The following is a 13612-nucleotide window of genomic DNA, read 5'->3' as shown; positions in this document are numbered from 1 at the left end:
CGCCGGCCATCGGATTTCCTTCTAGAGCAGATTCCGATCCGATTGCATCGGCTCGACTGCTCTAAGTTTTTGTTTTGTCGCGTTTTCCGAGTCAGCAGATGATTCCATCTGCTTGGAAAACGCTCTAGGTGACCGCTCCGGCCCGCTCCCACCCGGCCACCCAAGGGCAGTATCCTATGGGTGGCCGGGTGGGGAAGCGGGCCGGAGCTGAACGGTTTCAGCCTCGCTGAAACCGCAAAAAACGTCAATCCGCGAAGGGATCGCGGACGAGGATGGTGTCCTCGCGCTCGGGGCTGGTGGAGACGAGCGTGACCGGGCAGCCGATCAGTTCCTCGATCCGCCGGATATATTTGATCGCCTGGGCAGGCAGTTCGGCCCAACTGCGGGCGCCCGCCGTGGTGTCCTGCCAGCCTTCGATCGTCTCATAGACCGGTTCCGCCTTGGCCTGGTCCTGCGCATGGGCGGGCAGATAGTCGAAGCTCTGGTCACCGATCCTGTAGCCGACGCAGATCTTCAGTTCTTCGAAACCGTCCAGCACGTCCAGCTTGGTAAGGGCGATGCCGGTGACGCCCGATACGGCGACCGACTGGCGCACCAGCACGGCGTCGAACCAGCCGCAGCGGCGCTTGCGGCCGGTGACGGTGCCGAATTCATGGCCGCGCTCTCCCAGACGCTGGCCGACGTCATTTTCCTGCTCGGTCGGGAAAGGACCGGAGCCCACGCGGGTGGTATAGGCCTTGACGATGCCCAGCACGAAGCCCGCGCCCGATGGGCCAAGGCCGGTGCCGCTCGCCGCCGTGCCCGCCACGGTGTTGGACGAGGTGACGAAGGGATAGGTGCCATGGTCGATGTCGAGCAGCGTGCCCTGCGCCCCTTCGAACAGGATGCGCCTGCCTTCCGCCTTCGCCTTGTTCAGCGTCAGCCAGACCGGCTTGACGAAGGGCAGGATGAAGCCGGCGATGTCGCGCAGCTCCGCCATCAGGGCGTCGCGGTCGATCGGCGCTTCGTTGAACCCGGCGCGCAGCGCGTCGTGATGCGCGGTCAGGCGGTCGAGTTGCGGGCCCAGATCGTCCAGATGAGCGAGATCGCAGACGCGGATGGCGCGGCGGCCGACCTTGTCCTCATAGGCCGGGCCGATGCCGCGGCGGGTGGTGCCGATCTTGCCCGCGCCCGAAGCATCCTCCCGCAGGCCGTCCAGGTCGCGGTGGAAAGGCAGGATCAGCGGGCAGGTTTCCGCGATCTGGAGATTGTCGGGGGTGATCTCCACGCCCTGCCCCTTCAGCTTCGCGACCTCGTCGCGGAAGTGCCAGGGGTCCAGCACCACCCCATTGCCGATCACCGACAGCGTGCCGCGCACGATGCCGGAGGGGAGCAGGGAGAGCTTGTACACCTTCTCGCCCACGACCAGCGTGTGGCCGGCATTGTGGCCGCCCTGGAACCGGGCGACGACGTCGGCGCGTTCCGACAGCCAGTCGACGATCTTGCCCTTGCCTTCGTCGCCCCATTGGGCGCCGATCACGGTCACATTTGCCACAGTTACAGTCCTCCGCCCGCCGCGCGGACCGGCCATGCCCTTCGACGGGACTCGGCATGCCGGTGGGATAGGGTGGACGCCCCGGTTGACGATGGCCGTCCTGTGCGGGGCGCGCGTTAGCGGGGCATTGCGGACGCGTCAAGGCGAAGGGGTTACACTTTGATACAGCGGGATGGCTTTACGCGGCCGGCCGGTCTGGCAAGCTTCCGCTCGGGAACGCGAAAGGGCGGCTGAATGCGGCGATTGACGACGGGAGCGATGCTGGCCCTGATGCTGGTCGCATCGGGCAGCGAGGCGCAGGGCCTGCGCGAACGCTGGCGGGCGCGGATGGCGGAGGGGCAGCAAAATGCGCCGGGCGGACAGACCATGGCCTATGGCAGGGATGGCCTGCAGATTCTGGACTATTGGCCCGCCCAATCGCAAAAGGCGCCACTGGTCGTCTTCGTGCACGGCGGCGGGTGGAAACGCGGGAGCAAGGACAATGCCACCGGAGCCGCCAAGGCCGAACATTATCATGGGCTTGGCTATGCCTTCGCCTCCGTCGACTATAGGCTGGTGCCGGACGCGACAGTGGAACAACAGGCGCAGGACGTGGCCGACGCGCTGGCCTTCTTGCGAGCGAAGGCGATGGACCTGGGCTTCGATGCGGACCGGATCGTGCTGATGGGACATAGCGCGGGTGCGCATCTGGCCGCGTTGGTGGGGACGGACATGCGCTACTTCGCCAAGGCGGGACTGAGGCCGGATGCCGTGCGTGGGGTGATCCTGCTGGACGGCGCGGCCTATGATGTCGGCAGGCAAATGGCGGAGGGCGGGCGTTTCATGGCGGGCACCTATGAACAGGCCTTCGGCACCGATCCGGCGCGGCAGAAGGCGCTGTCGCCGACATTGCACGCCGGGCAACCCAATGCGCCCGGCTTCCTGATCCTGCATGTCGACCGCGCGGACGGCACGGCGCAGTCGGAGGCGCTGGCGGCGGCGCTGCGCAAGGCGGGAACGCCGGTGGAGATGACTGCGCTGGCGGGCCGGGGCCTGCGCGGGCATATGCAGATCAACCGGGCGATGGGCGATCCCGGTTATCCCGGAACCGCCATCGTCGACCAATATCTGAGCCGCCGCTTCGGTCAGTAAGGCCGGGGTTCTACGCCGTCGAGCCAGTGGGAGCAGCGCAGCGTTTCGCCATTCTCCTCACCCGTCAGCGCGGCGATGGTCTGCCAGCCTTCGGCGCGCAACTGCGCCGCGCGCGCCGCGTCATGGTGCAGCGGCAGGAACAGGCGCTTGGGGGATTGGCCGCCGAAGCCCGCATCGATCAACGGATCGGGATAGAGGGAGAAGCCCATGGCCGGTTCCTCCGACCCGTCGGCGCGGATGATCGCATAGCTGCCGCCCCGGCCGATCTCTCCGGTGAAGCCGTCCGCGAAGATCGAGAAGCCGAACCAGTTCTGATATTCGAAGCCATGCCGCTCGGTGGGATCGAGCGTCAGGGTGATGTCCCAGCCGATGGGCCTGGCGATGGCGCGCAGGCCGGCGATCCGGCTGTCGATGGCGCCGCCCAGTTCCGCGTTGAGCGCTTCCAGACGCTCCATCGCCGCGTGGAAGGGGCCGGTGCCCTCTATCAGCGGCAGATAGGCGGCGGCGGCCGGGCTGATCGCCGCGAGCGCGCCCGCATCCTTGGCGTCCAGCTCGGCGCGGACGGCTTCTATCTCTTCCGGGGCGAGAGGCAGCGGACCGGCGGCCAGCGTGTCGATCAGGTCCGGCAAGGTGAAGTCGATGGTGATGCCGGTGACGCCCGCCGCCTGCAGCGCTTCGATGGCGACGTTCACGATCTCCACGGCCGCGGCGACGCTGTCGCTGCCGATGAGTTCGGCGCCGACCTGGAAGCGCTCCCGTTCCGGACGAAGCTGATTCGCGCGCAGGCGGATCACCGGCCCGGCATAGGACAGGCGCAGCGGACGCGGTGCGGCAGCCAGCCGGGTGGCGGCGATGCGGCCCACCTGCGCGGTCATGTCCGGACGCAGCGCCAGGCTGCGCTGGGATACGGGATCGATGGCGCGGACAAGATCCTGCGCCTTCATCGATTTCAGGCGGCCGACCAGCGAATCCTCGAACTCCGCGATCGGCGGCATCACCCGCTCATAGCCATGGGCGGCGACGGTATCGAGCACGCGGCGCGCAAGACGCGCGGAAGCCTCTGCCTGCGGCGGCAGGCGGTCGGAAAGTCCTTCGGGAAGAAGGCCGGGCGGGATCGTGGTCATGGGCTGGCCTTTAGCGGATTATGCGCGCAAGGCCAGCCCGAACCATATCAGGCCCGAACCGGTGTCAGGCCCGAACCGGTGTCAGGCGAAGCGGAGGAGCTTCACCGTCTTGACGCCTGCCAGCTTGCAGATGTCGTTGAGGACGGTTTCATTGACCACGCCGTCGACCGACAGCAGCAGCACGGCTTCACCGCCCTGGTTGCGGCGGCCAAGGTGGAAGGTGCCGATGTTGACGTTCGCCTCGCCCAGAGTCGAGCCCAGGCGGCCGATGAAGCCCGGCGCGTCCTGGTTGACGATGTAGAGCATGTGCCCCGCAAGATCCGCCTCGACCTTGATCCCGAACAGTTCGACCAGGCGCGCCTGCGCATTGCCGAACAGCGTGCCGGCGACGGATTTGTCGCCGCCTTCGGTCTTCACGGTCACGCGCACCAGCGTCTGATAGTCGCCCTCACGGTCATGGCGCACTTCGCGCACGTCGAGGCCGCGTTCCTTCGCCAGGAAGGGCGCGTTGACCATGTTCACCGTGTCCGAATAGACGCGCATCAGCCCGGCCAGCACCGCAGCGGTGATCGGCTTCTGGTTGAGTTCGGCGGCATGGCCCTCGACCTCGACCGAGACGCTCTGGATGCGGTCGCCCTCAAGCTGGCCCACAAGGCTGCCCAGTTCTTCAGCCAGCGCCATATAGGGCTTGAGCTTCGGCGCTTCCTCCGCCGACAGGCTGGGCACGTTCAGCGCATTGGTGATGCCGCCGTCGAGCAGATAGTCGCTGAGCTGTTCCGCCACCTGGAGGGCGACATTGACCTGCGCTTCGTCGGTCGACGCGCCCAGATGCGGGGTGCAGATGAAGTTCGGCGTGCCGAACAGCGGCGATTCCTTCGCCGGCTCGGTCACGAACACATCGAGCGCGGCGCCAGCGACATGGCCCGAATCCAGCGCTTCCTTGAGCGCGGCTTCGTCGATCAGGCCGCCGCGCGCGCAGTTGATGATGCGCACGCCCTTCTTCGTCTTGGCCAGATTTTCCTTGCTCAGGATGTTGCGGGTCTGGTCGGTCAGCGGCGTGTGCAGGGTAATGAAGTCCGCCTTCGCCAGCAACGTGTCCAGATCGGCCTTTTCCACGCCCATTTCGACGGCGCGTTCCGGGGTCAGGAAGGGGTCGAAGGCGACGACCTTCATCTTGAGGCCCAGGGCGCGGCTGGCGACGATGGAGCCGATATTGCCCGCGCCGATCAGGCCCAGCGTCTTGCCGGTGACTTCCACGCCCATGAAGCCGTTCTTCGGCCACAGGCCCTGCTGCGTCTGGGCATTGGCTTCGGGCAACTGGCGGGCCAGTGCGAACATCAGCGCGATGGCGTGTTCGGCGGTGGTGATCGAGTTGCCGAACGGCGTGTTCATGACGATCACGCCCTTGGACGAGGCGGCCGGGATGTCGACATTGTCGACGCCGATGCCGGCGCGGCCGATGACCTTCAGGTTGGTGGCGTGGTCGAGAATGTCCTTCGTCACCTTGGTCGAGCTGCGGATGGCGAGGCCGTCATATTGGCCGATGATCGCCTTCAGCTCTTCGGGGGTCTTGCCGGTGATTTCATCGACTTCCACGCCGCGCTCCCGGAAGATCGCGGCGGCGCGGGGGTCCATCTTGTCGCTGATGAGTACCTTGGGCATCTGTGTTTCCTTTGGAAATATGCCCGTCATCCCCGCGGAAGCGCGGACCCATCTCCCATAAGAAGCGTCAAGCGGGACGTTCAGGAGATGGGTTCCCGCCTGCGCGGGAATGACGGCTTCAAATAAAGATCAAGCAGCCTTGACGGTGGCGTAGGCCCAGTCGAGCCAAGGCCCCAGCGCTTCGATGTCGGCGGTCTCGACCGTCGCGCCGCACCAGATGCGCAGGCCCGCCGGGGCGTCGCGATAGCCCGCGACGTCATAGGCGGCGCCTTCCTTCTCCAGCAGGGCCGCGAAGCTCTTGATGAAGGCTTCGTCGGCACCCTCGACGGTCAGGCAGACGCTGGTGGTCGAGCGGGAGGCGGGATCGGCGGCGAGATGGCCCAACCAGTTGCGTTCCTCGACGATCCTGTTCAGCGCCGCCGCATTGGCGTTGCTGCGCGCGATCAGCCCGGAAAGGCCGCCGATCGACTTGCCCCATTCCAGCGCGAAGATCGCATCCTCGACCGCCAGCATGGAGGGGGTGTTGATGGTTTCGCCCTTGAACACGCCTTCCGCGAGCTTGCCCTTCGAGACGAGGCGGAACACCTTCGGCAGCGGCCAGGCGGGGGTATAGGTTTCGAGGCGCTCGACCGCGCGGGGGCCGAGGATCAGCACGCCATGACCGCCCTCGCCGCCCAGCACCTTCTGCCAGGAGAAGGTGGCGACGTCGATCTTGGTCCAGTCGATCTCATAGGCGAAGACCGCGCTGGTGGCGTCGGCGAAGGTCAGGCCTTCGCGGTCGGCCGGAATCCAGTCGGCGTTCGGCACGCGCACGCCGGAGGTGGTGCCGTTCCAGGTGAACAGCACGTCATGCGCGAAGTTCACACCGTTCAGGTCGGGCAATTGGCCATAGTCGGCGCGGATGATCGTCGGATCGAGCTTCAACTGCTTGGCGGCGTCCGTCACCCAGCCTTCGCCGAAGCTTTCCCAGGCCAGCGTCGTCACCGGGCGGGCGCCCAGCATCGTCCACATCGCCATTTCGAAGGCGCCGGTGTCGGAACCGGGGACGATGCCGATGCGGTGGGTTTCGGGCAGGTTCAGCAGCTCGCGCATCAGGTCGATGCAATAAGCGAGGCGGGTCTTGCCAATCTTGGCGCGGTGCGAGCGGCCGAGGGAGTCGGCGCTCAGCTTGTCGGCGCTCCAGCCCGGAGGCTTGGCGCAGGGACCGGAAGAGAAATAGGGGCGCTCGGGTTTCTTGGCCGGACGGTTGGCGGGCTTTTCAGCAGGCGCAAGGGTGGCGTCAACGGCAGTCAGGTCAGTCATGTAATGCGTCTCCTTACAGAGAGCACGCGCGGCGTTGGGACCGCGTGGCCCGCTGGCCGCCCTAAAGTCTCCGGCCAAAGAGTCAAGTTGAATGTCTGGACGCGATGAACCGAGCATGCCGTTAACCCTTGGGCCAGCCGGACGTGGTAAATGGTCCCGTCATGATCGAGCGGGTTAGGGGGAAAGCGATTTTTCGCGGCCTGGGGCTGGCGGCCGCAGCGGCTGCCGCGCTGACGCTGGCAGGCTGCGGCGGCGACCTCGTCCCGCGCGGCCGGGTGGAACGCCCGGCAAGGCCCGCTAAGACCGCCCGGCCAGCCGCCCCGCCGCCCATGGAAGTGCGGCAGTGCATGGCGAAGCTGCAATCGCAATCCGTCCTCTTCACGCCCCTTCCGGACCAGAATTTCGGCGGCGGGTGCAGCGCCTATGGCAGCGTCAAGCTGCTCGACATCGGCGTGCCCGCGACCAATCTGGGTGCGATGACCTGCAATCTGGCGGCCAATTTCGCGGCCTGGGCCCGCTTCGGCGTGCAGCCTGCCGCCCGGTTGATCCTGGGGGCGGAGGTCGAGAAGATCGAGACGTTCGGCACCTATAATTGCCGGCCGATCGCGGGCAGCGGCAAGCTGAGCGAACATGCCCACAGCAATGCGGTCGACGTGTCGGGATTCGTGCTGAGCGACGGGCGGCGCATCACCATCCAGAACGACTGGAACGGCGACCGGCGCGTCCGCCAGTTTCTGGAGATCATCCACGCCAGCGCCTGCAAGCGGTTCCGCACGGTGCTGAGCCCCGATTACAACGCCGCCCATCACGACCATTTTCACTTCGACATGGGCGGCCGCGGCGGCTTCTGCCGCTAAGCGGAAACAGACACGCGGCGGCTTTTGCCGCTAAGCGGAAACGGGAACGCGGCGGCTTTTGCCGCTGGGCGGGCGGAAGAAGCGGGCCGAACTTAACGGCATTTAATCTTAACCGCCTTGGCTTTGCCGCCTTGGCCGCCTACCTTGGTGAAAATGACCAGAAAAGAAATCGAAGAACGCAAATTCCGCCCCGCCCGTCAGGAAGCCGCCGACGCCCGCAAGGGGGTGGAAACACCGCAGACCAGCAGCGCCGCCTACCGCCTGGCCTTTCAGGACACCGAATTCCTGCTGCGGGAGGATTTGCGGCCGGTGCGGTTCCAGCTGGAATTGCTGAAACCCCAATTGCTGATGGACGAGGCGAAGATCGAATCGACCTTCGTCTTCTACGGATCGGCGCGCATTCCCGAACCGGAGCAGGCGCAGGCGCGCATCGACGCCGCGACCACGCCCGAACAGCGGCGGATCGCGGAAAATCTGGGCAAAAAGGCGCGCTATTATGACGAGGCGCGCAAGCTGGCCCGGATCGCGGCGCAATATCCGGTGAACGAGGCGGGATGCCGCCATTTCGTCGTCTGCTCGGGCGGCGGCCCCTCGATCATGGAGGCGGCCAATCGCGGCGCCGACGATGTGGGCGCCTCCACCATCGGCATGAACATCGTGCTGCCCCATGAACAGGCGCCCAACCGCTTCGTCACGCCGGAGCTGAGCTTCCAGTTCCACTATTTCGCGCTGCGCAAGATGCATTTCCTGCTGCGGGCGCGGGCGCTGGCGGTGTTCCCCGGCGGCTTCGGCACGTTCGACGAGATGTTCGAACTGCTGACGCTGATCCAGACCGGCAAGATGAAACCGATCCCGATCCTGCTGTTCGGGCGCGAATTCTGGACGCGCGTGGTGGATTTCGAGGCGCTGGCGGACGAAGGCGTGATCTCTCCGTCGGACCTCAACCTGCTGACCTGGGTGGAAACGGCCGAGGAAGCGTGGAAAGCGGTGCAGAGCTTTTACCAGGATTCGGAAGCGCCGGGCTGCGGGTGATGCGCGTCGCGCTCCTGCGCGCGCAGGAGCGTGGTCGGGATTGGCTGTCGGGAAGTAGGCCATGGCCCTTGCCCTGCCCGCCGCACGGGACTAGGGCCCGGCCATGCGCGCCGATCTCGCCCATGTCGACACCTGGATCTTCGATCTGGACAACACGCTCTACCCGGCGAAGGCGGACCTTTTCGCGCTGATCGACGTGAAGATGGGCGAGTTCATCCAGGGCCTGCTCGGCTGCGATCCGGTCGTCGCGAAGGAAACGCAGAAGCGCTATTTCCTGGAGCATGGCACCACCCTGTCCGGCCTGATGCACCATCATGGGATCGAGCCGCACGCCTTTCTGGACTATGTCCACGACATTTCCATGGACCGGCTGGAGGTGGACGAGACGCTGAACGCCCATATCGCGGCGCTGCCGGGGCGGCGGCTGATCTTCACCAATGGCGACGGCGCCTATGCGACGCGGGTGCTCGACAAGCTGGGCCTGACCGGCGCGTTCGAGCTGATCCACGACATCCATGCCTGCCAATATGTGCCCAAGCCCGATCCGTCGGGCTATGCCGAACTGTGCCGGGTGCACCATGTGGAGCCGGGCCGCGCCGCCTTTTTCGAGGATATGGCGCGCAACCTGCGCCCGGCCAAGGCGATCGGCATGACCACCATCTGGGTCAATAACGGGTCCGAGGCGGGCAATCACGAGCATCATCCCGACTTCATCGACTTCGAAACCGACCATCTGACGCCGTTTCTGGCGGATATTTTTGGGGAGCAGCCATGAGCAACGAACTGATCGCTACCATCGACGCCGCCTGGGAGGACCGGGCCAATGTCAATCTCCAGACGCAGGGCGAGGTCCGTCAGGCGGTGGACAGGGCGCTTGCCCTGCTGGACAAGGGCGAACTGCGCGTGGCGGAGCCGGCCGCTGAAGGCTGGCAGGTCAATCAATGGGCGAAGAAGGCGGTGCTGCTGTCCTTCCGCCTCAACGACAATGTCATGATCGACAACGGGCCGGGCGCGGGCCACTGGTGGGACAAGGTGCCGAGCAAGTTCGCGGGTTGGGACGAGGCGGCCTTTCGCGCCGCCGGTTTCCGCGCGGTGCCGGGGTCGTTCGCCCGCGCGGGCGCGCATATCGCCAAGAATGTGATCCTGATGCCGAGCTTCGTGAACATCGGCGCCTTCGTCGATGAGGGCACGATGGTCGACACCTGGGTGACGGTGGGAAGCTGCGCGCAGATCGGCAAGAATGTCCATCTGTCGGGCGGGGTCGGCATCGGCGGCGTGCTGGAGCCGTTGCAGGCCGATCCGGTGATCATCGAGGACGACTGCTTCATCGGCGCGCGGTCCGAAGTCGTGGAGGGCGTGCGCATCGGCAAGGGTTCGGTGCTGTCGATGGGCGTGTTCATCGGCATGTCCACCAAGATCATCGACCGCGCCACGGGCAAAGTGTTCATCGGCGAAGTGCCGCCCTATTCGGTGGTGGTGCCCGGCTCGCTGCCGGGCAAGCCCCTGCCCGACGGGACGCCGGGGCCGAGCCTTTATTGCGCGGTGATCGTGAAGCGGGTCGACGCGCAAACGCGGTCGAAGACCGGGATCAACGAGCTGCTGCGGGATTGAAGGCTGCCTCACTCCCCTCCCCTGAAGGGGAGGGGCTTATTGTGAGGTGAAGGCTTCCCCATTACATAACCCCCATGCCGCCATCCACGCCCGACAATAGCCCCCTTCCGCCCGTCTGGGCGACGATGCGGCGCTTCTTTCCCTATCTCTGGCCCGCCGACGCCCCGGCCCTGCGGCGGCGCGTCGCCATCGCCATGGCGCTGGTGCTGGTGGCGAAGGTCGTCAGCCTTGCCATGCCCTTCGCCTATAAGGGCGCGATCGACCGCATGGCGCCGGGCATGGAATCCGGCGCGGGCCTCGCCATCGCCTTGGTCGTCGCCTATGCGGGCGCGCGCTTCGGCAGCGTGCTGTTCGACAATCTGCGCAACGCCATTTTCGAGCGGGTCGGGCAGGAAGCCGGGCGGCGGCTGGCCGACGATGTGTTCGTCCACCTGCACCGGCTGTCGCTGCGCTTCCATCTCGACCGGCGTACCGGGGCCGTCACCAAGATCGTCGAGCGCGGCACCAAGAGCATCGATACGATGCTCTATTTCCTCCTCTTCAACATCGCGCCGACGGTGCTGGAACTGGCGGCGGTGTGCGTGATCTTCTTCGTGAAGTTCGGAGCCGGGCTGGTCGCGGCGACGCTGGTCATGGTGGCGCTCTATATCTGGTTCACCCGGACCATCACCGAATGGCGCAACCAGCTTCGCCGCGACATGGTGGACATGGACACCAATGCGGTCGCCCATGCCGTCGATAGCCTGCTGAATTTCGAGACGGTCAAATATTTCGGCGCGGAGGAGCGCGAAGCCACCCGTTACGGCAAGGCGATGCGGCGGTACGCCGACGCGGCGGTGAAGTCGGAAAACAGCCTTGCCTGGCTGAACATCGGCCAGTCGCTGATCACCAACCTGATGATGGCGGGGGCGATGGGCTACACCGTCTGGGGGTGGAGCCGGGGTCAGTTCTCGACCGGCGACGTGGTGCTGGTGAACACGCTGCTGAGCCAGCTTTTCCGGCCGCTCGACCTGTTGGGCATGGTGTATCGCACCATCCGCCAGGGGCTGATCGACATGGAGGCGATGTACAGGCTGATCGACACGCAGGCGGAGATCAGCGACGCGCCGGACGCCCCGATGCTGCATGTCGAGGCGGGCGAAGTGCGCTTCGACCATGTGCATTTCGGCTATGATCCGGAGCGGGAGATATTGCACGGGGTGAGCTTCACCGTGCCCGCCGGCAGGACATTGGCGATTGTGGGGCCTTCTGGCGCGGGCAAGTCCACCATCGCGCGGCTGCTGTTCCGTTTCTACGACATACAGGGTGGGCGGATCAGCATCGACGGGCAGGACATATCGGCGGTGACGCAGCAGTCGCTGCGTTCAGCGATTGGCATCGTGCCGCAGGACATGGTGCTGTTCAACGATACGGTCGGCTATAATATCGGCTATGGGCGCGAGGGCGCGACGCAGGAAGAGATCGAGGCGGCGGCAAAGGCTGCGTCGATCCATGATTTCATCATGGGCCTGCCGCAGGGCTATGAGACGCGGGTGGGCGAGCGGGGATTGAAGCTGTCCGGCGGCGAAAAGCAGCGGGTGGCGATTGCGCGGACGCTGCTGAAGGACCCGCCGGTTCTGGTGCTGGACGAAGCGACCAGCGCGCTCGACAGCCGGACCGAGACGGAGATTCAGGACGTGCTGCGCAGCATCGCGCGCAAGCGCACGACGCTGATCGTGGCGCACCGGCTTTCCACCGTGGTCGATGCCGATGAGATCATCGTCATGGAGAAGGGCCGCGTGGTCGAGCGCGGGCGGCATGGCGATCTGGTGCGGGCGGACGGGCTTTATGCGGCGATGTGGGCGCGGCAGGCGACCGAGCGGGACGATATGCCGGTCGAGCCGGGGATCGAGGATGTGTTTGAGGTGGTGGAAGGGCCTGGCGGGAGAGGGTGACGGCTGCCTTGGGTTGGATTGCGGACATTCCCCCTCCCGCAGGCGGGAGGGGGCTAGGGGGTGGGCTGGCGCGGCATCTGCGCTGTTTTGCAACGGCTAAGTCAGAAGCTCGCTGCGCTCGCGCCCACCCCTAACCCCTCCCGCCTGCGGGAGGGGAAGGTCTTGGATTGGCCAAAACCCGCCGGAACACCTCAGGCCGGTTGATTTTTGCCGCCTCACCCTTTATCCTCCCCCCTCGCGGACCGGGCCCCTCTGGCGCGCTTTTCCCAGCGCGTGATGTCGGACCGCATCGGACTATCCGATGCGCATGGCGGTCTGGCTCACCCCATCCCCCATTCATGGCAGCGGATTCTCCGATCGACCTTTGTCGTTGAACGAGAGGAGCATATCCCATGGAATTTCTCGTCACGGACTGGCTGGGGACGCCCGCCTGGTTCTGGCTCGCCTTTTTCGCCATCGTCGTGGCGCTGACCGCCTTCGACCTTGGTTTCCTGCACAAGGAGAACAAGGAAATCGGCATCAGGGAGAGCCTGAAACTTTCCGTCTTCTACATCAGCATCGCCTGCGCATTCGGCCTCTGGGTCTGGTTCGTCCGCGGGCCTGAGCCGGGCATGCAATATTTCACCGGCTTCTTCATCGAGAAGGCGCTGTCCATCGACAATGTCTTCGTCATCAGCCTGATCTTCTCCTATTTCGCGATTCCGGCCAAATATCAGTATCGCGCGCTGCTCTGGGGCATCATCGGCGTGATCGTGCTGCGCGGCCTGATGATCGCGGGCGGGGCGATGCTGCTGCATCAGGCCTATTGGGTGCTGTACCTGTTCGCCGCCTTCCTGATCTTCACCGGCATCAGGATGATGTTCACCGGGGACAAGCCGATGGACGTCGGCAACAATCCGGCGATCCGCTTCATTTCCCGCCATATGCGGGTGACGCCGGAGCTGCATGGCGAGCATTTCCTGGCGCGCATGACCGATCCGAAGACCGGCCGGGCGGTGACGGCGGCGACGCCCCTGCTGCTGGCGCTGGTGGTGATCAATTTCGCGGACCTGGTGTTCGCGGTGGACAGCGTGCCCGCGATCTTCGCGATCACGACGGACACCTTCATCGTCTACACGTCGAACGTGATGGCGATATTGGGCCTGCGGGCGCTCTATTTCGCGCTGGCGGCGATGGTGCACCGCTTCCACTATCTGAAATATGCGCTGGCCGCGATCCTGGTGTTCATCGGAGCGAAGATCTTCGTGGCGGACTTCCTGCTAGGCGGCGACAAGTTTCCGCCGGTCCTCAGCCTGGGCGTCACCTTCGCGCTTATCGGCGCGGGGGTGGGCTGGTCGCTGTGGAAGACGCGGGAAGAGGGAAGGCGGGTGGCGTAAGCGACACCTCGGCCTTGCGTCCAGACCTTATGCCGGGAGATGGATCCCC

Annotated in this window: 11 protein-coding genes; 7 read left to right on the top strand and 4 right to left on the bottom strand. The window is 65.6% G+C overall.

Features of this window, described 5'->3' with window-relative positions; all coding sequences use genetic code 11:
• Positions 1-244: 244 nt before the first annotated feature.
• On the bottom strand, positions 245-1534 hold the full coding sequence (locus tag A8G00_RS21270; RefSeq protein WP_044661237.1) for an adenylosuccinate synthase: 1290 nt from the start codon (positions 1532-1534) through the stop codon (positions 245-247).
• 327 nt (positions 1535-1861) lie between these two features.
• Here A8G00_RS21270 and A8G00_RS21265 point away from each other — a divergent pair, with 327 nt between their 5' ends.
• Positions 1862-2665, top strand: a complete 804-nt coding sequence (locus A8G00_RS21265) for an alpha/beta hydrolase (protein ID WP_253258049.1) — start codon at positions 1862-1864, stop codon at positions 2663-2665.
• Here the strand turns inward: A8G00_RS21265 and A8G00_RS21260 are convergent.
• The 3 genes from A8G00_RS21260 to A8G00_RS21250 all read right to left on the bottom strand — a co-directional run bounded on the left by A8G00_RS21260 (position 2659) and on the right by A8G00_RS21250 (position 6753).
• On the bottom strand, positions 2659-3789 hold the full coding sequence (locus tag A8G00_RS21260) for an ATP phosphoribosyltransferase regulatory subunit (RefSeq protein WP_048577888.1): 1131 nt from the start codon (positions 3787-3789) through the stop codon (positions 2659-2661). The genes A8G00_RS21265 and A8G00_RS21260 overlap by 7 nt on opposite strands.
• 81 nt (positions 3790-3870) lie before the next feature.
• The gene (gene serA, locus A8G00_RS21255; RefSeq protein ID WP_048577887.1) at positions 3871-5451 is read right to left on the bottom strand and encodes a phosphoglycerate dehydrogenase; all 1581 of its coding nucleotides are present in this window, start codon (positions 5449-5451) and stop codon (positions 3871-3873) included.
• A gap of 129 nt (positions 5452-5580) precedes the next feature.
• Complete coding sequence (locus A8G00_RS21250) at positions 5581-6753, bottom strand: phosphoserine transaminase (RefSeq protein ID WP_103001608.1); 1173 nt, start codon at positions 6751-6753, stop codon at positions 5581-5583.
• A gap of 161 nt (positions 6754-6914) precedes the next feature.
• Between A8G00_RS21250 and A8G00_RS21245 the strand changes: the two genes are divergently transcribed.
• The 6 genes from A8G00_RS21245 (at position 6915) to A8G00_RS21220 (ending at position 13563) form a co-directional block, all read left to right on the top strand.
• Complete coding sequence (locus A8G00_RS21245) at positions 6915-7610, top strand: extensin family protein (protein ID WP_103001607.1); 696 nt, start codon at positions 6915-6917, stop codon at positions 7608-7610.
• A 153-nt stretch (positions 7611-7763) separates the two neighbouring features.
• The gene (locus A8G00_RS21240; RefSeq protein ID WP_048577885.1) at positions 7764-8642 is read left to right on the top strand and encodes an LOG family protein; all 879 of its coding nucleotides are present in this window, start codon (positions 7764-7766) and stop codon (positions 8640-8642) included.
• A 103-nt stretch (positions 8643-8745) separates the two neighbouring features.
• Complete coding sequence (locus A8G00_RS21235; RefSeq protein ID WP_048577884.1) at positions 8746-9417, top strand: pyrimidine 5'-nucleotidase; 672 nt, start codon at positions 8746-8748, stop codon at positions 9415-9417.
• Complete coding sequence (gene dapD, locus A8G00_RS21230; protein ID WP_103001606.1) at positions 9414-10253, top strand: 2,3,4,5-tetrahydropyridine-2,6-dicarboxylate N-succinyltransferase; 840 nt, start codon at positions 9414-9416, stop codon at positions 10251-10253. The genes A8G00_RS21235 and dapD overlap by 4 nt, the downstream gene beginning before the upstream one ends.
• A gap of 74 nt (positions 10254-10327) precedes the next feature.
• Entirely contained in the window at positions 10328-12187 is a 1860-nt protein-coding gene (locus A8G00_RS21225; RefSeq protein ID WP_048578824.1) for an ABC transporter ATP-binding protein/permease, read from the top strand.
• Between the two features lie 392 nt (positions 12188-12579).
• A complete protein-coding gene (locus tag A8G00_RS21220) occupies positions 12580-13563 on the top strand; it encodes a TerC family protein (RefSeq protein WP_103001605.1) in 984 nt (327 codons plus the stop codon).
• The last annotated feature ends 49 nt before the right edge of the window (positions 13564-13612 follow it).

Origin of the sequence: Sphingobium sp. SA916, from assembly GCF_002894065.1 — a bacterium.
Classification (GTDB): Bacteria; Pseudomonadota; Alphaproteobacteria; order Sphingomonadales; family Sphingomonadaceae; genus Sphingobium; species Sphingobium fuliginis.
The sequence above is the reverse complement of the archived record's forward strand: the minus strand, read 5'-3'. Positions and strand labels throughout refer to the sequence as shown.